Here is a 20,121-nt window from a genome sequence, read left to right as displayed (position 1 = left end):
TCATCGGTTCAGAATGAACCTGTCGCGAAGCTGTGCGGCAGGTACTACCACTACCGCGGAAGCCAGCGGCGGTCACAGCCGCGCAGCTGTGAGCGGTAAGAACGTAGGACTATTCATGCAACAGCCTTCCCTCGCATCCCTCGAGACCGCTACCGGTCTGCCCGAAGGCGCCTTCCCGCTCTCGGCGGCCCAGCGCGGCATCTGGTTCGCCCAGCACATCGCCGGCGACACTCCCATCTCGATCGCCCAGTACGTCGAGTTGCGCGGTCCGATCGAGCTCGACCTGCTCGCCGGGGCGGCGCGGCAGGCCGGGCGCGAATTCGGCACCGGTTATCTGCGGTTGGTCGAGGTAGCCGGTCAGCCGTTCCAGTTCGTCGACCCCACCCTGGACGACCACCTGATCACGCTGGACCTGCGCGGCGAGCCGGATCCCGAAGCCGCCGCGCACGCCTGGATGCGCGCGGAATACAACGCGCCGCTCGACCTCACCCGCGACCGGCTGGTCCGGGTGGTGATGCTGCGCCTCGCCGAGGACCGCTGGTACTGGTACTCCCGCATCCACCACATCGTGCTGGACGGTATGGGCGCGCTGACCATGGTGCAGCGCACCGGGGAGCTGTACAACGCGGCGCTCGCGGGCGCGGAGCCGCCCGCGGCCAAGGCCGAGGATCTGCGCAAAATCGTCGAGGCCGATCTCGCCTACCGCACCTCGGAACGGTTCGCGGCCGACCGCGAGCACTGGCTGAGCCATCTGGACGGGGTGGCCGATCCGGTCAGCCTCGCGGGCCGCACCGCCGAGGTCGACGCGCATCCCAGCCGCGTCGCCGGCGCGCTGCCGCCGGACACCGCGGTGCTGCTGGAGTCCGTCGCCAAGGAAGCCGACTCCGGCGTCGCGCCGACCGTGGTCGCCGCCTTCGGCGCGTACCTGGCGGCGATGACCGGCGCCGCCGAAGTGGTGCTGAGCCTGCCGGTTTCGGCACGCACCACCGCGATCCTGCGGCGGTCCGGCGGGATGATCGCCAATGTCGTACCGCTGCGGCTGCGGCTGACCCCCACCACCACAGTGGGCGAGGTGATCCGAGCCGCGCAGGGTGAGCTGACCAGCGCGCTGCGCAGGCAGCGATACCGGCAGGAGGACATCTTCCGCGACCTGGGTTGGTCGATGGACGAGGCCGCGTCGTTCGGTCCCTCGGTGAACCTGATGATGGTGGACACCAGGATTCAGCTCGGTCCGGTGACCGGGCGGTTGCATGTGCTGACCTCGGGTCTGATCGATGACCTGTTCCTCAATTTCTATCCCGGCGTGGGCGGCGAGAGCACCCACATCGACTTCCAGGCCAACGCGAACCTGTACAGCGACACCGCATTGGCCGCGCAGCACCGGCGCTTCCTGCGCTTTCTGCACGAGTTCCTCACGGCCGGGCCGGAGGCGGCGCTCTCGACGGTGCCGGTGGTGTCCGAGGACGAACGGGCCGAGCTGGTGCCCGCCACGGGGGCCGAAGGTGTGGCCGCCCGCACGCTGCCCGAAATCCTCACGGCCGGAGCAAGACTCGATCCGGACGCGATCGCGCTCCGCGCCGGCGACGTCGCGCTCACCTACCGGGAGGTCGACGAGCGCACGAATCGCCTCGCCCGGGTACTGATCGCGGCAGGGGCCGGACCCGAACGCGCCGTGGCGATCTCGATCCCGCGCTCGCTGGAATCCGTGCTGGCCACCCTCGCGGTCGCCAAGACCGGAGCGGCGTTCGTCCCGATCGACCCCACCTATCCGGCGGACCGGATCGAGCACATGATCGGCGACAGCGGTGTCGTCGCGGGACTGACGGTCGCGGCGGCACGGGCCGCGCTGCCGGACCGGGTGCACTGGTTGATCCTCGACGACGCGGACACCGATCGCACCGTGGCCGAACAGGACCCAGCCCCCGTGACGGCCGCCGACCGCACCGGCGCGCTGCACCTCGACCAGATCGCCTACCTCATCTACACCTCGGGTTCCACCGGTCTGCCCAAGGGTGTGGCGGTGTCGCATCGCGGACTGGCCAACCTCGCGACCGGCTCCGCCGCCGGATTCGGGGTCACCGCGGACTCCGTGGTCGCACACGCGGTTTCGCCGAGTTTCGACATCTCGGTCGAGGAGATCCTGGTGACGCTCGCGACGGGCGCCACCCTCGCCGTCGTGCCGCCCGCGGCCTACGCGGGCGAGGAACTGGCCGAGGTGCTGCGGGCACACCGCGTCACACACTTGAATGTCACTCCGGCAGTGGTCGGTTCGCTGGACCCGTCGGCCCTGCCCGACCTGCGTACGGTGATCGTGGGCGGCGACGCCTGCCCGCCGGAGCTGGTGACCACGTGGGCGGGCCGCACGCTGCTCAACGGCTACGGCCCCACCGAGACCACGGTGACCGCGACCCTCAGCGGGCCGCTGGTGCCGGGCGCACCGGTCACCATCGGCGGCCTGGCCCGTGGCGTCCGCGCCGTGGTGCTGGACCCCTGGCTGCGCCCGGTACCGCCCGGCACCCTGGGGGAGCTTTACCTCGCGGGCCCTGGTGTGGCGCGCGGATATCACCGGCGCAACGGGCTCACGGCGGGCCGGTTCGTCGCCGACCCGTACGCTGCGGGCACGCGGATGTATCGCACCGGCGACCTGGTGCGCTGGCACCGCCACGGCGGCCGGCTCGAGCTGGAGTACCAGGGCCGCAGCGATTTCCAGGTGAAGGTGCGCGGCTTCCGGATCGAGCTGGGCGAGATCGATGCGGCGCTGCAGCGGCTGCCCGAGATCGATTTCGCGATCACCCTCGGCGCCGAGACCGGCACGGGCGCGACCGCGTTGGTGTCCTACGTCCGGCCGCGGCCCGGCGCCGAGGTACATCCCGAGGCGGTGAAAGCGGCTGCCGGAGAGACACTCCCGGCGTACATGGTGCCGGCCGTGGTGATGGTGCTCGAGCACGTTCCGCTCACCCCGCTCGGCAAAGTGGACCGCAAAGCGCTGCCCGCACCGGATTTCGGCACCCGCGCACTCGTCAGCCGGGCGCCGTCTACGCCGCGCGAGCAGACCCTCGCCGCGCTCTTCGCGGAGGTGCTCGGCCTCGACCGGGTCGGCGTCGACGAGAGCTTCTTCGCGCTCGGCGGCGACAGCATCGTCTCCATTCAGCTCGTGTCGCGGGCGAAGGCCGCGGGCCTCGGCCTCAGCGCGCGAGATGTGTTCGAGCGCAAGACCGTTGCCGCGCTGGCGGCCGTCGCGACCGAGGTGCCGTCGCAGGTGGTGCACGAACTACCGGGCGGTGGCGTCGGCGAAGTCGAATTGACCCCGATCGTGCACGCCATGCTGGCGCAGGGCGATGCCTGGCCACGTTTCGCGCAGGCGGTACTCGTCGGCCTGCCCGCGAAGTTCGAGCGGAAACAGGTCGTCGCGGCGGTGCAGGCACTGCTGGACCGGCACGATCTGCTGCGCTCCGCGCTGCGCCGGACCGACGACGGCTGGTCCTGGACGGTGGCCGAACCGGGTGCCATCGATGCCGAGTCCCTGGTCGAGGCGGTGCTGGTGGACGCGGACCCCGCGGCGAGCGCGGAACGCGAATTGCAACGCGCCGCCGACCTGCTCGATCCGGCGGCGGGCGTGGTCGCCCGCTTCGTCCTGCTCGAAGCGGACGAGCCCGCGCTCTGGCTGGTGCTGCACCATCTGGTGACCGACGGCGTCTCCTGGCGCGTCCTGCTGCCGGACCTCGCGACCGCCGCCATGGGCGGCACCCTCGCGCCGGTCGGCACCTCGTTCCGGCGCTGGGCACACGGCCAAGCCGGGCAAGCCGCTGAACGCACCGCCGAACTGCCGCTCTGGCAGGAGATCCTGGCGACGCCGGACCCGGCTTTCGGCACCGCCCCCCTGGACCCCGAGGTCGATGTCGTCGCCACCATGGCCCAGCGGCAGACGGTGATCGTCCCGGAGATCGCGGCCGCCGTACTGACCACCGCCCCCGACCGATTCCATTGCAGCGCAGACGATGTGCTGCTGGCCGCGCTCGCGCTGGCGGTGGGCCGGTGGCGGGACCGGCGCGCGACGCTGTGCACCCTCGAAGGTCACGGGCGGGCGGAGGAGATCCTGCCCGGCGCCGATGTCGCGCGCACGGTCGGCTGGTTCACCAGCGTGTATCCGGTGGCCATCGACCTGACGGGGATCGATCTGGACGAGGCGTTCGCCGGCGGCGCCGCGGCGGGCGCGGCGATCAAGGCGACGAAGGAACAGCTGCGCACGGTGCCGGACAAGGGCATCGGCTTCGGCATGCTGCGCTATCTGCATGCCGAGTCCGCCGCGGCGCTCGCCGCCGGGCCGACTCCGCAGCTGAGCTTCAACTATCTGGGCCGGGCCACCACCGGCGCGGACACGGGACCTTGGCTGCCGCAACGTTTCACGGCGACGCAGGACGATCGGGCGCCCTTGGCCGCGGTCGTCGACATCAACGCCGTGCTCACCGACGCGGGCCTGGAAGTGACCTGGGCCTACGCGTCCCGGCTGCTCGCCGCCACCGAGGTGGACCAGCTGGCCGAGTTGTGGACCGCGGCGCTGCGCGGGCTCGCCGCGCACGCGACGGGCGCGGGTGCGGGCGGTCGCACGCCCTCGGACTTCGACCTCGTCCCGGTCACCCAGGCCCAGATCGACAGCTGGGAGAGCGAGTACCGCGATCTCGCCGACGTCTGGCCGCTCTCGCCCCTGCAATACGGCCTGCTCTTCCATGCGCTGTACGACTCGGACACCGCCGACGGCTACACCGTGCAGTCCCTGCTCACCCTGGCGGGCACCGTCGACGCGGCCCGATTGCGCACCGCCGCACAGGCCTTGGTGACCAGGCACGAGAATCTGCGGGTCGCCTTCGTGGAAACCGACGACGGCCCACGCCAGCTCGTGCTGGCCGCGGCCGAGATCGGCTGGCACGAGGTGGATCTGACCGGCATCGCCGATCCCGATCAGCGGCAGCGCGAGCTCGATCGGGTGATCGCGCTCGACGCGCACACCCGATTCGAACTCACCAAGCCGCCGTTGATCCGGTGCACGCTGATCCGGACCGATGCCGAGGCGTACCGGTTCGTCTTGACCAATCACCATCTGGTGCTGGACGGTTGGTCGACGCCACTGCTGGTGCGTGAACTGCTGACGCTCTACGTCACCTCGGGCGATGCGACCGCCCTGCCGCCCGCGCACTCCTACCGCGAATTCCTCGGGTGGCTGGCCGAACAGGACAACGACGCCTCGATCGCCGCCTGGCGGCAGTCGCTGGCCGGCATCGACACCCCCACCCGCGCGGTGCCCACCCTGGCCGGGATCGCATCGACCGAGACGGGGATGCTGTCCACCGATCTGTCCGCCGAGACGGTCGCCCGCCTGGAAGCCGCCGCGCGCGAATCCGGCGCCACCGTCAATACGTTGGTGCAGGCGAGCTGGGCGATGCTGCTCGCGATGCGCACCGGACGCACCGATGTGGTGTTCGGCGGCACCGTGTCCGGGCGTCCCCCGGAGCTGGCCGGTGTCGAAGAGATGGTCGGCCTGTTCATCAATACGCTGCCCGTGCGGGTACAGCTCGATCCGGCCGAGAAAGTGGTCGATCTGCTCGCCCGGCTGCAAGCCGAGCAGGCTCGGTTGCTCGATCACCAGCACGTCGGCCTGGCGGCCATCCATCAGGCCGTGGGTCTCGCCGAATTGTTCGACACACTCACGGTTTTCGAGTCGTATCCGATCGACCGCGAGGCCCTGTCCCAGGCGCTCGACATCGCGGGCATGCGGGTGCTCGAGGTGGAAGGCACCGACGCCACGCCGTATCCGTTGAACCTCATGGTCATTCCGCTGCGCGGCGACAACGGACGCGACACGCTGCGGATCACCTTGAAATTCATGGCCGACCAGCTCGAGCCCGCCGCGGCGCGACCGTTGCTCGATCGTTTCGTCCGGCTGCTCACCCAGCTCGCCGACAATCCGCGGGCGCTGGTCTCGCAGGTGCAGTACTGCGACGCGGCCGAGCGCGCGGCGCTGCTGCCGGTGCACGGGCCCGAATCGCTGGCGCTCAGCACACTTCCGGAGATCCTCGCCGCGGGTGCGGCGATCGATCCCGACGCCATCGCGGTCAGCGCGGGCGAACTCACCATGTCCTACGGCGAACTCGACGCCTGGTCCAATCGGTTCGCGCGGCTGCTGCTGAGCCGCGGTGTCGGCCGCGAGGTCTTCGTGGTGCTGGCGCTCACCCGCTCGCTGGAATCAGTGGTGGCGGTGTGGGCACTGGCCAAATCCGGCGCGGCCTTCGCGCCGCTGGACCCCAACTATCCGGTCGAACGGATCGAGCACATGCTCACCGACTCGAAGGCGCCCATCGGGGTCACCGTCACCGCGACCGGCGAGACGCTGCCCGGCAGCATCGACTGGCTGCTGCTCGACGATCTGAACACGATCCGCCGCGTGATGACCGTCTCCGCCGAGCCGATCACCGACGACGAACGCGGCGGCCCGATCGACCTCGACCAAACAGCCTACCTCATCTACACCTCCGGCTCGACAGGCAAGCCGAAGGCGGTGCTGCTCAGCCACCGCGGCATCGCGAATCTTGTTTCTGCCCAACGGGAAACACTCGCCCTCGACCCGACGGCGAGCGCCCTGCAGGTGGCCTCACCGAGCTTCGACGCCTCGGTCTTCGAACTGCTCACCGCGCACGGCGCGGGCGGCAGGCTCGTGGTGTCGCCGCCGGACGTCTACGGCGGCGCCGAACTGGAACAGCTGCTACGCACCGAACGGGTGACCCACGCGGTGATCACGCCCTCGGCGCTGGCCACCATGGAACCCACCGGACTCGACCAGCTGCGCGTGCTCGCGGTGGCCGGCGAGGCGGCCACCCCCGAACTCATCGACCGCTGGTCGGTCGGGCGGCGGATGGTGAACCTGTACGGGCCGACCGAGTTCAGCATCTGGGCCACCGGGCCCGCCGAACTCGTCGCGGGCGAGCCGATCACCATCGGCGGCCCGATCCGGGGCGCCGCCACCATGGTGCTCGACACCTGGCTGCGGGCGGTCCCGGTCGGCGTCGCGGGCGAGTTGTACCTGGCCGGACCGGCACTCGCCCGCGGCTACTTCAACCGTTTCGAAATGACCGCCGGTCGCTTCGTCGCCGATCCCTATGGCGCGCCCGGCGCACGGCTGTACCGGACCGGGGACATGGTGCGCTGGGTCGTCGGGCGGCACGGCGACTACGAACTGGAATACCTGGGCCGCAGCGACTTCCAGGTCAAGATCCGTGGCCTGCGCATCGAACTCGGCGAGATCGACGCCGTGCTCTCGCGTGACGACGAGGTCGAGTACGCCGTGACGATCGGCCGCGCCGGGCCCGCCGGGGCGACGGTGCTGGTGTCCTACGTGCTGCCCGCCCCGGGCGTGCGGCTCGATACCGAACGGCTGCGCGTGCAGGTCGCCGGCGAACTGCCGGGGTACATGGTGCCCGGCTACCTGGTCGTGCTCGACTCGATTCCGCTCACGCCGGTCGGCAAGCTGGACCGCAAAGCGCTTCCGGTGCCCGACTTCTCGGACGCCAACCGGCCGTACCTGGCGCCCCGCACACCGGTGGAGCGGGCGGTGGCCGAGGTGTTCGCCGACGTGCTCGGCACCGAGCGGGTCGGCGTCGATCAGTCGTTCTTCGAACTCGGCGGCAACTCGTTGAGCGCGACCAAGGTTGTCACACGGGTCAATTCGGCGCTCGGCTCGACCATCGCCTTGCGGGACCTGTTCGACGCGCCCACCGTCGCGCAGTTGTCCGCCCGCGTCGTCCCCGCCACCGACGGTGCGCCGGGCCGGTTCGCGCTCGCGCCGCGCATCCGCCCGGACCGCATCCCGCTCTCCCCAGCGCAACAGCGGATGTGGGTGCTGAACCGGCTCGACCCCGGCTCGCCCGCCTACAACATCGCTGTCGCACTGCGCCTCACCGGCACACTCGACGTCGACGCGATGCGCCACGCGTTGACCGATGTGGTGCGCAGGCACGAGAGCCTGCGCACGATCTACCCGGCCGACGCGCAGGGACCGCGCCAGGTGATCTTGAACGCCGAATCGGCGGATCCCGGGCTCGTCGTCGTCGACACCGAAGACGGTGCGGCCCTGCGTACTCGGATCAACGCCCTCGCGGGTACCGGCTTCGACCTCAGCCACGAGTCGCCGCTGCGGGTCGGCTTGTTCCGTGTCACAGCGGGTTCCGTCGCGGCGACCGGCGCCACGCGAGCGGCGGGTCCGGTGTCGTCGGGTGCGGTCGGCGGTGCTCCGGCGGTGTCGTCCGGTGCGTTCGCGGGCCTGCCCGCCGTAGCGTCCGGTCATGCCACGGCGGAGCCGTCGCCGGTCGCCGAGGCCGCAGCGGTGCACGTCGTTGTCCTGGTGGTGCACCACATCAGCGCGGACGGCGCGTCGATGGCGCCGCTGGCCACCGATCTCGTCGCCGCCTACTCCGAGCGTGCGGCGGGGGCCGACACCACACGGGTGCCGTTGACGGTGCAGTACGCCGACTTCGCGCTGTGGCATCGTGAGGTACTCGGCAGCGAGACCGATCCGGAATCCCTGGCGGCACGCCAGATTCGGTACTGGACCGAGACCCTCGCCGACGCCCCCGAGGTGCTGGAGCTGCCCGCCGATCGCCCGCGCCCGGCCGTGCAGTCGATGCACAGCGCCGACGTCGAGTTCACGATCGAGGCCGAATTGCACAGTGCCCTGGTCGGATTCGCGGCGGCGCAACAGACGAGCCTGTTCATGGTCGTGCACGCGGCCCTGGCCGTGTTGCTGGCACGGCTCGGCGGCACCGACGACGTGGTGGTCGGCACACCCGTGGCGGGCCGCGGGGAGGCCGCACTGGACGAATTGGTCGGCATGTTCGTCAACACGCTCGCGTTGCGCACCGTGGTCGATCCGGGGCTCGAATTCGCCGAGTTCCTGCGTGCCGTACGGACGGCCGATCTCGACGCGTTCGCCCACGCCGACGTGTCCTTCGAACGTCTCGTGCAGGCGTTGAATCCGGCCCGGTCGACGGCCCACCACCCGCTGTTCCAGGTGTCGCTGTCGTTGCAGAATTTCGTCGAGCCGGTGCTGGAACTGCCCGGGCTGCGGCTGGCGGTGGAGGACTTCGACCGGCGCGCTTCGCAATTCGATCTGACCCTCGATCTGCGCGAACGCTTCGATGCGTCCGGCCCGGCGGGTCTCGCCGGTGTCCTGACCTATGCGACGGACCTGTTCGACGAGGCGACCGTGTCCTCGTTCGTCACCCGCTGGCGCCGGATCCTGGCCGCGGTACTGGCCCGGCCCGACGTGCGGCTCGCCGAGATCGAACTGCTCGACGATCAGGAACGCGCGCAACTGATTCCGGTGCGCGGCTTCGACAGCGTCGGCACCACAACGCTGCCCGCCTTGCTCGCGGCCACGGTGGCTCGGTATCCGCAACGGCCCGCCGTGGTCGCGGCCGGTGACACGACCACCTATCGCGAACTCGACACGCACGCCAATCGACTGGCCCGGCTCCTGCTCGAAGCGGGCGCCGGACCGGAAACCGTCGTGGCGCTGGGCCTGCCGCGCTCGCCCGACCTGCTCACGGGTCTGTGGGCGGCGGCGAAGATCGGGGCGGCCTTCCTGCCGGTCGATCCGAAGCACCCGATCGAGCGCATCGATCACATGCTCACCGATTCCGGTGCGCGCGTGGGCCTCACACTGCGGGCCTACCGGGACCTGCTGCCGGACAGCACCGATTGGCTGGTGCTCGATGATCTCGACGTCGTGCAGCGGTGGTCCGCCGCGAACGCCCGTCCGGTGCGCGACCACGAATTGCCGCGACCGATCCGGCTGGACAATCCCGCCTGGCTCATCTACACCTCCGGCTCCACCGGCACTCCCAAGGGCGTGTCCGTGACGCACCGCGGCATCGCCGATTTCGTCGCGGCCCAGGGCGATCTGCTCGACCTGGACGAGGAGTCGCGGGTACTGCACGTCGCCTCACCGAGTTTCGACGCGTCGATTCTCGAGGCGCTGATGGCGTTCGGCTGGGGTGGCGCTTCGGTCGTCTCGCCCGCCGAGGTGTTCGGCGGCGCAGCGCTGGCCGAACTGATCGACGCCGAGCACGTCACGCACGTGATGATCACACCGTCCGCGCTCGCCACCATCGATTCGGCCGGCGTGCCGGAGGTGCGGGTGCTCGCGGTGGGCGGCGAGGCGGTCGGTGCCGAACTCGTCGAGCGGTGGTGCGGCCACCGTCGCGGCCTGCGGATGGTGAATCTATACGGGCCGACCGAATTCACCGTCGTGGCAACCGGTGCCGCGGTGCGCGTCGGCGCACCCGTCTCGCTCGGGCCGCCCATTCGCGGCGCGGCCGCCATGGTGCTCGACGCCAGGCTGCGCCCGGTCCCGATCGGCGTCGCGGGCGAGCTCTACCTCGCCGGGCCCGCGCTGGCACGCGGCTACCACGCCAGGCCGAGCCTGACCGCCGGTCGATTCGTGACGAATCCCTATGGCGCGCCGGGTGAACGGATGTATCGCACGGGCGACCTCGTGCGGTGGACGGCGGCCGATACGCACGGCGGGCCGGTGCTGGAGTACCTCGGCCGCACCGACTTCCAGGTGAAGGTGCGCGGGCAGCGGATCGAACTCGGCGAGATCGATGCGGTGCTCGGGCGGGCGGACGGTGTCGATTTCGCACTGACGCTGGGCGTCGCCGGGCCCGCTGGCAGCACCGTGTTGGCCGCGTATCTCGTCCGGAAGCCCGGTGTCGAACTCGATCTCGCACAGATCCGCGAGTTCGCCGCCGAGGCGCTGCCCGGCTACATGGTGCCGTCGGCGTTCGTCGTCCTGGACGAGATCCCGCTCACCGCGGTCGGCAAACTGGATCGAAAAGCGTTGCCCGCACCACAGTTCAGCACGACGGAGACCGAGTACCGCGCACCCCGGACCGCGACCGAGGAAGCCTTGGCGCAGATCGTCGCCGGCCTGCTCGGACTCGACCGGGTCGGTATCGACGCGTCGTTCTTCGAGCTCGGCGGCGACAGCATTCTCGCGATCCAGCTGGTGTCCCAGGCGAAGCAGCGGGGCATCGACTGCACGCCGCTCCAGGTGTTCGAGCACCGCACCGTCGCCGCGCTGGCCGCGGCCGTGGACGAGACCGGTGCGGTCGCGCCGCTGGCGGAGCTGCCCGGTGGCGGCGTCGGTGACCTGCCGCTCCCGCCGACGACGCGGTATCTGTTGGAGCAGGACAGCGGTTTCCTGCGCACGGCACGCATCGCGGCGCTCGAGCTGCCGATCGGCATCGACCGTGCGCAGTTGGTCACGACCCTCGCGGCGGTGATCGACCGGCACGACATGCTCCGGGCACGGCTGCGGCGCGACGGCGGCGAGTGGCGGTTGCAGGTGGGCGAATCCGGCTCGGTCGAGGTCGGCGCGCTGGTGCGCCGGGTCGAGTTCGAGGCCGCGACCGATTCCACCGATCTGCGCGAATACGTGCTGGCCGAACTGGATTCGCCGATCAACCGGCTGGACCCGGCGAACGGTGTTGTGCTGCGGTGCCTCTGGCTCGATCCGGTCGGCGACGCCGGCGCGCGGACCAGCACCGGTCGGCTGCTCGTGCTGGCGAGCCGGGTGCTGATCGACGATGACTCGTGGGAGATTCTGCTGCCGGACCTGATGGCGGCATGGGCGCAGGTGCGCGTCGGCAACACCGCGGTGCTCGCGGAGACCGGAACGTCCATGCGCCGGTGGGCCCACGCGCTCGTCGACGAAGCCCACCGCGCCACCCGCGTTGCCGAGCTCGGGTATTGGCAAGGTGTGCTCGCCGGCGCGGACCCGATGATCGGCAGCCGGGCACTGGATCCCGCCGTCGATCGGACGCGCCGGCTGCGCACGGTGCGCTGCGAAACATCCGCCGACGTCACCGCGACCGTATGCACGGATCTGCCGAGACTGTTCGCGGCCGACACCGAGCACGTCCTGCTGACCGCGCTCACGTTGGCGCTGCAGCGCTGGCGGGCCCAGCGATCCGGGGAGGCGGCTACGGATACGTTGCTGCGCCTGGCCGGAGGGGGCAGGCAAGCCGACGTCGTCCTCGGTGCGAGCTTGTCGCGCACGATCGGTTCGCTCGCCGGGCACTACCCGGTGCGGCTCGAACTCGCGCAGGTCGACGTGGACGCCGCGTTCGCGGCCGGTCCGGCGCTGGGCACGGCGATCCGTGCGGTGCAGCAGCAGCTGAACGCGGTGCCGGACAACGGGATCGGGTTCGGGATGCTGCGCTACCTCAACCCGGACACCGGTACCCGGCTGCGCACCGCCGGAGGGGCACCGGGACAGATCGGCTTCCGTTTTCGCGGAGCCGAGTCCCCTTCCGATGTCCCGGCCGGACTCGACGGCTTGGGGTGGACACGGGCCGACGGGTTCGATGCGCTGTCCACCGCGGCCGATGCCGACCTGCCGGTGCTCTCGGTGCTGGAGGTGAACACGGTAGTGGTCGACGGCAAGCTGCGCGCGGACTTCACGTTCCCGCAGACCCTGCTGCACCGCGCCGAGATCGCCGGGCTGGCCGGTCTGTGGCTCGATGCGCTCGGTGCCGCAGCCGAATTCGCGCACACCCCCGCCGCGCGGCTTGCGGCGGAGGAGGAAGCGGCGACGGTCCGGCCCGCACCGGACCTCGCGCTGGGACTGGACGTGGTATTGCCGATCCGGGCGGACGGTACCGAGCCCGCGCTGTTCTGCATCCATCCGTCGTCCGGAATCTCCTGGAGTTACTTGGGATTCGCGCAGACGCTGCGGCCGGGGCGGCCGATCTACGCCCTGCAGGCGCCGGACCTCAGCGGCCGCGAGCCGTCGCTGCGCTCGATCGAGGAGTTCGCCGACCGGTATGTCCGCGAGATTCGGGCGCTGCAACCGTCCGGGCCGTACCACCTGCTCGGCTGGTCGTTCGGCGGTGTGATCGCACACGCCGTCGCGGCCCGGTTGCAGGCGGACGGACACCGCGTCGGCCTTGTCGCCCTGCTGGATTCGGATACCGCCGACGTCGACGGTTCGGACGTCGAACAGCTCACGGCGGGCGCCTTCGTCAACAGTTTCGGCGCGATCTTCGGGATCCACGACGTGCCCGCCGAGGCGACCGCGAGCGAGGCGGCCGAGCGCATCCGCGCACGGCTCGGCGGTCTCACGCTCGTCGACGCGGGCATGATCGAGCGGCTGACCGAGTCGTACAACGCGGCCGCCCGCTCCCGCGCGGGGTATCAGCGACCCGTATTCGACGGGGACCTGCTGTATTTCAGCGCGACGGTGGACAGCTCCGAGATCGTCGGACCGGACGGCTGGCGGCCGTACGCGACCGGTTCCGTCGTCAACCACGACATCGAGGTCACCCACAACGAGCTGACCGCACCACACGTGCTGCCGATCATCGCGCGCGTGCTCGACGAACATCTGGAAGGACAACAATGAATTCCGAGCAGGGAGTGGTGGTCGAGGGCATCGAGAAGTCGTTCGGTGCCGTGCAGGCCTTGCGCGGCGTCGATTTCGTGGCGACGCCGGGCGAGATCCTCGGCATCCTCGGCCCCAACGGCGCAGGCAAGACCACCACGGTGAACATCCTCTCGACGCTCGTCGCCCCGGACCGCGGCCGCGCGCTCGTCGCCGGGCACGACGTCGTCACCGACCCGGCGGCCGTGCGCCGTTCCATCATGTTGACCGGGCAGTACGCCGCGCTCGACGACATGCTCAGCGGCTACGAGAATCTCGTGATGTTCGGCAGGCTGATGGGCCTGCGCAAACGCGCCGCCCGCGCCCGGGCGGACGAGCTGCTCGCCGAGTTCGATCTCATCAGTGCGGCGGGCCGCCGGGTCGGCACCTACTCGGGCGGGATGCGGCGGCGCATCGATATCGCGTGCGGCCTCGTCGTCCGGCCGGATGTGGTGTTCCTCGACGAGCCGACGACCGGGCTGGATCCCCGTAGCAGGCAAGGGGTTTGGGATCTGGTGCGCAGCTTCAAGAAGGCGGGCATCACCACCCTGCTCACCACCCAGTACCTCGAGGAGGCCGACGCGCTGAGCGATCGCATCATCGTGATCGACCACGGTGTGGTGATCGCCCAGGGCACCGCGGACGAACTGAAATCCCGGACCGGCGGCAGCTACTGCGAAGTGGTGCCGCTGGACCTGACCGACCTGAACGTCATCGCCGCCGCCCTTGGACCGCTGCTGCCCGCGGAGAATCGGGCCGCGCTGACACCGGATTCGGATCGCATCACCATCCCCGCGCCCGACGGGGCGAAAACGCTCGCGGAAGCGTTGCGGCGGTTGGACGGAGCGCAAGTCGAATTGGTCGACATCGCGTTGCGCAGGCCGTCGCTCGACGACGTGTTTCTGCAATTGACCGGACACCTCGCCACCGCCGACGAGGCGAAAGCCGTTGACGTGGAGGCGGTCTCATGACCACGGGAGCTTGGCTCGCCGAGGTCGGCGCGACGCCGGCGCGCGCCCGGCAATGGTGGGTGCTCACGTCCCGGTTGATCGTGCCCTCGGTCAAAACCGGTGAGGTGCTGACCTCGATCCTCGCCCCCGCGACGTTCACCGCGGGCTTCTACATTCCGCTGAAGACGGTGATGACGTTCGCGGGCACCGGATTCAGCAGCTACGCGCAGTTCATGATGCCGCTCGTCGTGCTACAGGCCGCTGCCTTCACCGCCATCTCGGCCGCCTTCCGCGCGGCCACCGATTCCGTGGCCGGACTCAACCGGCGCTTCGGGTCGATGCCCGTCGGCCGGCTCGTGCCGGTCTCGGCGCGCATGTCGGGCAACATCTTCCGGCTGGCCCTGTCGCTGTGCGCGGCCGTCGTATGCGGGCACGTCATCGGGTTCCGGTTCTATCTCGACACCGCGCACACCCTCGGCTTCCTGCTGCTGTCGATGCTCATCGGCACCGCGCTGACGCTCGGCGCGGACGTGATCGGCACCCTGTCCCGCAGCCCGGAAGCCACCACGCAGGCCTTGGTGTTGCCGCCCTTGATCTTCGGCATGCTGTCCACGGGATTGGCTCCGGCACATCAGTTTCCGGCCTGGGTCCAGGCGTTCGTCCGCAACCAGCCGGTCTCGCAGTTCGTCATCGGCCTGCGCGCGCTGGCGGGTGACTCGCTGGGCAACGCGGGCCAGGTCAGCTGGTCGCTGATGGGGCCGTCGCTGGCCTGGACCGCCGCGATTCTGCTCGTGTGCATACCGCTGACCATCCGGTTGAGCGCAGGGAGGGCATGATGGCACTGCTGGCCGATCGAAGCGAGGACGTCCGCGCCTCGGAGGTATCCACCGCGGCGCTGCTGCGGCACACACTGATCCAGACCCAACGGCTGTTGCTGCGCTGGGCGCGCAATCCGGTCACCCTGCTGGAAGCCCTGATCATCCCGTGCCTGCTGCTGATCATGCTGGAAACGGTGGTGGGCGGGCAGATCCAGCGTTTCACCGGTGAAAGCGCGCTCTACGGTTCGGTGCCGATGGTCACCATCGCCGGTGCCGTCTCCGGCGCCGTCGCGTGCGGGGTGCTGCTCGGACGGGAACGGGAAGCGGGGCTGCTCGCCCGCTTCTGGGTGCTACCGGTGCATCGGGCGTCCGGGCTCGCGTCCCGCATCGTCGCCGAAGGCTGCCGGATCTTCGCGGGCACCCTCGCCATCATCCTGGTCGGGTTCCTGCTCGGCTTCCGCTTCCACCAAGGGTTGCTGCCCACGCTCGTGTTCCTGCTCATCCCAGTGCTTTTCGGCTTGGCTTTCGCGACCGTGGTCACCTCGGTCGCCGTCTTCAACGCCAAAGCCGCACTGGTCGAGGGGATCACCATCCTCACCTCGCTGATGATGTTCTTCAGCACCGGTTTCGTCCCCCTGGCCGCCTACCCCACCTGGATCCAACCGGTTGTCCGCAACCAGCCGATGTCGGTCGCCGTCGACGCCATGAAAGCCCTCGCCCTCGAAGGCCCCCTCGCCCGCCCCCTGACCCTCACCTTCCTCTGGTCCCTGGGCGCCATCACCCTCTTCGCCATCCCCGCCACCATCGGCTACCGCCGAGCCAGCAGAAGGTGACCAACCCACGAAAAACGGCGGCAGAGGGGGCTGCCGCCGTTTTCGGGGTCGGGGTGGTTCAGAACTCCCAGTCTTCGTCTTCGGTGTTGACGGCCTTGCCGATCACGTAGCTGGAGCCGGAGCCGGAGAAGAAGTCGTGGTTCTCGTCGGCGTTCGGGGACAGGGCCGACAGGATGGCCGGGTTCACCTCGGTCTCGTCCTTGGGGAACAGGCCCTCGTAGCCGAGGTTCATCAGCGCCTTGTTGGCGTTGTAGCGCAGGAACTTCTTGACGTCCTCGGTGAGGCCGACCTCGTCGTAGAGGTCCTGGGTGTATTCGACCTCGTTGTCGTACAACTCGAAGAGCAGCTCGAACGTGTAGTTCTTCAGCTCGTCGCGCTCGGCCTGGCTGACCAGCTCCAGACCCTTCTGGTACTTGTAGCCGATGTAGTAGCCGTGCACGGCCTCGTCCCGGATGATCAGCCGGATCAGGTCGGCGGTGTTGGTGAGCTTGGCCCGCGAGGACCAGTACATCGGCAGGTAGAAGCCGGAGTAGAACAGGAAGCTCTCCAGCAGGGTCGAGGCGACCTTGCGCTTGAGCGGATCGTCGCCGTTGTAGTAGTCGAGCACGATCTCGGCCTTGCGCTGCAGGTTACGGTTCTCCTCCGACCAGCGGAACGCGTCGTCGATCTCGCGGGTGGAGCACAGCGTGGAGAAGATCGAGCTGTAGCTCTTGGCGTGCACCGACTCCATGAACGCGATATTGGTGTACACCGCTTCCTCGTGCGGGGTCAGCGCATCCGGGATCAGGCTCACCGCGCCGACGGTGCCCTGAATGGTGTCCAGCAGCGTCAGACCGGTGAAGACCCGCATGGTCAGCTGCTTCTCGTCGGTGGTCAACGTGCCCCACGAGGGGATGTCGTTGGACACCGGAACCTTCTCGGGCAGCCAGAAGTTGCCGGTCAGCCGATCCCAGACCTCGGCATCCTTCTCGTCGGGCACCCGATTCCAGTTGATGGCCGATACCCGATCGATCAGTTTCATGCTGCCTCCACACCTTTCCCGAGCCCGCGGCCGTCACGGAATTTCTCTCCCCTGGACACTACTCCTTGGGGGTGACAAGTCCGTGCAGCACAACACCTTGTGTCGCAGCGATGTGTGTCACCTGGACGAAAACGGCCGGGAGCCACCGCGTGCGGCCCCTATTGTGCGCCACCGGCACCCGAACGACCACATCGATGCTGGCGCGCCGCGCGAGATCGCGGGAAGTTTGCCACGGCAGCGGCGATCCGCCGATCTGCGCCGGTTTCACCTGATCAGGGGCTACGTTGAGCCGATAGGTGTACCACGCGTTTCGGAAGGAGTGTGTGTTATGACCAGTCCCGGACCCGTCCGCACCGGCCCGGTGCTCAACGACATGACGATTTTCGCCGGTGTCCTGATCCTCGTCACCGGTCTACTGCATCTGATGACCGCGATCGCCGCGATCGCGGGACGTGACATCTTCGTCGTCACCGAAGACCAGGTGTTCCTCGTCGACGTCTCGACGTGGGGTTGGATCCACCTGGTGATCGCGATCCTCGTCCTGGTCGCGGGTTTCGGCATCGTCACCGGCAAGACCTGGGGTTACCTCGCGGGCATCGTCATGGCGGCGATCAGCATCCTGGACAACTTCCTCTTCGCTCCCATCTATCCGTTCTGGGCTCTGGTGATCATCGCGATCGATGTTCTGGTGATCTGGGCGCTGGCCCGGCAACTCGCCACACAGTAAACGCGCACGTTTTCGACCCCAGCGTCCCGCGGGCGCTGGGGTCGATGCGTTGTGGGGTCGAACAGATTGGTGCGCAATTGGTTTCACCGGGCGAGTGCACATCCCAACCGAACCACCGCTGTTATTGCGGGGCACGGGCCGCATGCGGAACCTGCTACACCGCCGCCCAATTCACCGAGCAGGGCCTGCCCGGACTCCGGTAAGCGCGCCGAAGCGTACGCCTCGACGGAACTCGCTTTCCGCACCCATTCTGCGTTCCCGCAGTCGTTTCAGCAGGCCAGAGCGGGTGCGACAGCCCAAAAGTCGTGCGGCAGCGACATACCGCTAAATGCCCGTTCCGTACCCGGGCAAATGGCAGCAATAAACCACCGCGAGGGGAATCGCCATTCTGGAATGTTCCAGTTGGAACGCGACATTTTTCTACCCTGCGGGGTCGATTCAGTTGACGCGCTGAGCAATTCGGCAAATTGGCAATCCTCCTATACAGTCGCCTGGTTGGATGAACGCGGACACCGAATCGGGATGGCGGGCCGGTCGGGTTTCCGCGAACACCAGCAATGCAACAGCACAGCCACCCGATCGGGGCCTTGCACCACAGAGTTTGTCGAGCTTTTTCGGCAAGGTTCCAAAGTCGGCGCCCTATTCAGGTTCCAAAACGGACCCAATCCATTAGCAACCCTTCGGAGATGCTGCCCATGACGACTGGCTCGACCCTGCCCCGCCGGCTGCTGGCCCGCGAGCTCCGCCGCGCACGCCTCGAGGCATGCGTGACCGCGGAAGTCGCCCGCAACGAGATCGGCGTCAGCAAACAGACCTTCTGGCGGATGGAGAACGGCGTCCAGATCCGCCTGAATCCGCTGTACATCAAGCGGCTGTGCGAGATCTACGAGTTGCCGCCGAGTCTGACCCGAATGCTGCTCGGGCTCATGGAGGATACGCAGACCAGAGCGTGGTGGCACGGCTACGACAACGTTCTGCCTTCGTACGGCGGGTTGTTCGTCGGGTTGGAAGACGCTGCGCAGCACATCATTTCGTATCAGCCGACGCTGTTGCCCAATCTGGTGCAGACCGCCGACTATCGCCGCGCGATGACCTGGGTGCTGCACCCCAACTGGCCGACCGTCGATATCGAGAAGAACGTCGAGGTCATGGCGCGGCGGCAGTCGCGGCTCACCGACAGCGCGAACCCACTCGCGTTCGACGCGTTCATCGATGAGGCGGCGTTGCGGCGGATCACCGGCAGCACCCGGGTCATGACCGATCAGTTGACCCGGCTCGCCGATCTCGCTCGGCTGCCCAATGTTTCGGTGCAGGTCCTGCCGCGCACGGCCGGCGCGTACCAGGGTCTGCTGGTGGGCGGCTTTGTCCTGCTGGAGTTTCCACCGCACCCCACCGCGTACCTGTCCGAGCCGCCGGTCGTCTACGTCCAAGGCTTCACCGGTGACCTCTACCTCGAGCACCCCGAAGAGATCGCCACCTACCGCGCCGTATGCAGCGACCTCAAACGCCTGGCCCTGCCCGAAACCGACAGCCGTGCATACATCCTCGACATCGCCGCCGAACTCAGCGAATAACGCCGTGCCCCGTGCGGCCACCCCACTTTCCTGCCGGCCACTTGAGCACCAGGTAATGGTGGCGTTCCGCTCTCGCCCGATACCGCCACCATTACCTGGTGATCAAGTTGCCGGCAATATCCCCTCGCATTCCATTCCGCGGGAGCGAGTTTTGGATGAGTGTCGGTGATTCGACCACTTCCGCCGCGATGAGCACCGGCCGATCGCCGCTGCGCTGGCTAGCCTGACCTGATGGAGCTGGTGGTGCGGGCTTATGACAGTCCGGACGCGCGGAAGTTGATCGCGGAGGTGCAGCAGGAGTATGTGGTGCGGTATGGCGGGCCGGACGAGAGTCCGACCGATCCGAGCGAGTTCGCGCCGCCGTTGGGCGCGTTCCTGATCGGGTACGTCGAGGGGATCGCGGTGGCGTGTGCCGGGTGGCGGGCGCACGAGGGCGACGAACCCGAATTCCGGGACGGGGACGCCGAACTCAAACGGATGTATGTGGCGCCGGAGGTGCGCGGCCGCGGGCTGGCCCGACAGCTACTGGCCGCCGTCGAACACAGTGCGGCGGCCGCCGGACGCCGCCGCATCGTGCTGGAAACCGGTACCCGTCAACCGGAAGCCATCGCCCTCTACACCTCCGCCGGCTACCACCCGATCCCCGGCTTCGGCCGCTACCGCGAAGCACCCGGCAGCAGACACTACGCCCGAGAGCTGCGGTTCTCTTACGGGCAATAGACGAGAA

At 69.0% G+C, this 20,121-nt stretch carries 8 protein-coding genes; 7 read left to right on the top strand and 1 reads right to left on the bottom strand.

Going from position 1 to position 20,121, the window contains the following annotated elements; genetic code table 11:
• Positions 1–115 precede the first annotated feature (115 nt).
• Genes NVU01S_RS15630 through NVU01S_RS15615 form a run of 4 tightly spaced genes read left to right on the top strand, consistent with a single transcriptional unit; the run spans position 116 to position 16,072 of the window.
• On the top strand, positions 116–13,453 hold the full coding sequence (locus tag NVU01S_RS15630) for a non-ribosomal peptide synthetase (protein ID WP_043673918.1): 13,338 nt from the start codon (positions 116–118) through the stop codon (positions 13,451–13,453).
• A complete protein-coding gene (locus NVU01S_RS15625) occupies positions 13,450–14,442 on the top strand; it encodes an ATP-binding cassette domain-containing protein (protein WP_043673921.1) in 993 nt (330 codons plus the stop codon). The genes NVU01S_RS15630 and NVU01S_RS15625 overlap by 4 nt, the downstream gene beginning before the upstream one ends.
• Positions 14,439–15,257 (top strand): ABC-2 transporter permease, encoded by an 819-nt coding sequence (locus tag NVU01S_RS15620; protein WP_043673924.1) that lies wholly within the window; start codon positions 14,439–14,441, stop codon positions 15,255–15,257. The genes NVU01S_RS15625 and NVU01S_RS15620 overlap by 4 nt, the downstream gene beginning before the upstream one ends.
• The gene (locus NVU01S_RS15615; protein WP_043673925.1) at positions 15,257–16,072 is read left to right on the top strand and encodes an ABC transporter permease; all 816 of its coding nucleotides are present in this window, start codon (positions 15,257–15,259) and stop codon (positions 16,070–16,072) included. The genes NVU01S_RS15620 and NVU01S_RS15615 overlap by 1 nt, the downstream gene beginning before the upstream one ends.
• Positions 16,073–16,130: 58 nt before the next feature.
• Here the strand turns inward: NVU01S_RS15615 and nrdF are convergent, their stop codons facing one another.
• Positions 16,131–17,093 carry a class 1b ribonucleoside-diphosphate reductase subunit beta gene (gene nrdF, locus NVU01S_RS15610; RefSeq protein WP_043673928.1) on the bottom strand — a complete coding sequence of 321 codons (963 nt, stop codon included), beginning with the start codon at positions 17,091–17,093 and terminating at the stop codon, positions 16,131–16,133.
• A gap of 328 nt (positions 17,094–17,421) precedes the next feature.
• Between nrdF and NVU01S_RS15600 the strand changes: the two genes are divergently transcribed.
• From NVU01S_RS15600 to NVU01S_RS15590, 3 genes are all read left to right on the top strand, one after another.
• Positions 17,422–17,820: a DUF7144 family membrane protein gene (locus tag NVU01S_RS15600; RefSeq protein ID WP_014987226.1), complete on the top strand. Its 399-nt coding sequence runs from the start codon at positions 17,422–17,424 to the stop codon at positions 17,818–17,820.
• A 695-nt stretch (positions 17,821–18,515) separates the two neighbouring features.
• Positions 18,516–19,394 carry a helix-turn-helix domain-containing protein gene (locus NVU01S_RS15595; protein WP_043674091.1) on the top strand — a complete coding sequence of 293 codons (879 nt, stop codon included), beginning with the start codon at positions 18,516–18,518 and terminating at the stop codon, positions 19,392–19,394.
• Positions 19,395–19,625: 231 nt separating this feature from the next.
• Positions 19,626–20,114 carry a GNAT family N-acetyltransferase gene (locus NVU01S_RS15590; RefSeq protein WP_043673933.1) on the top strand — a complete coding sequence of 163 codons (489 nt, stop codon included), beginning with the start codon at positions 19,626–19,628 and terminating at the stop codon, positions 20,112–20,114.
• Positions 20,115–20,121: the final 7 nt, after the last annotated feature.

Origin of the sequence: Nocardia vulneris, from assembly GCF_001613425.1 — a bacterium.
In the GTDB taxonomy this organism is placed as follows: domain Bacteria; phylum Actinomycetota; class Actinomycetes; order Mycobacteriales; family Mycobacteriaceae; genus Nocardia; species Nocardia vulneris.
This window is presented reverse-complemented; position numbering and strand designations above follow the sequence as displayed.

What these genes read in the sequence shown, in the direction of transcription:
- nrdF (WP_043673928.1), bottom strand. Translation starts at nt 17,093, where the DNA reads ATGAAACTGATCGATCGGGTATCGGCCATCAACTGGAATCGGGTGCCC.
- NVU01S_RS15625 (WP_043673921.1), top strand. Translation starts at nt 13,450, where the DNA reads ATGAATTCCGAGCAGGGAGTGGTGGTCGAGGGCATCGAGAAGTCGTTC.
- NVU01S_RS15615 (WP_043673925.1), top strand. Translation starts at nt 15,257, where the DNA reads ATGGCACTGCTGGCCGATCGAAGCGAGGACGTCCGCGCCTCGGAGGTA.
- NVU01S_RS15630 (WP_043673918.1), top strand. Translation starts at nt 116, where the DNA reads ATGCAACAGCCTTCCCTCGCATCCCTCGAGACCGCTACCGGTCTGCCC.
- NVU01S_RS15620 (WP_043673924.1), top strand. Translation starts at nt 14,439, where the DNA reads ATGACCACGGGAGCTTGGCTCGCCGAGGTCGGCGCGACGCCGGCGCGC.
- NVU01S_RS15595 (WP_043674091.1), top strand. Translation starts at nt 18,516, where the DNA reads ATGACGACTGGCTCGACCCTGCCCCGCCGGCTGCTGGCCCGCGAGCTC.
- NVU01S_RS15600 (WP_014987226.1), top strand. Translation starts at nt 17,422, where the DNA reads ATGACCAGTCCCGGACCCGTCCGCACCGGCCCGGTGCTCAACGACATG.
- NVU01S_RS15590 (WP_043673933.1), top strand. Translation starts at nt 19,626, where the DNA reads ATGGAGCTGGTGGTGCGGGCTTATGACAGTCCGGACGCGCGGAAGTTG.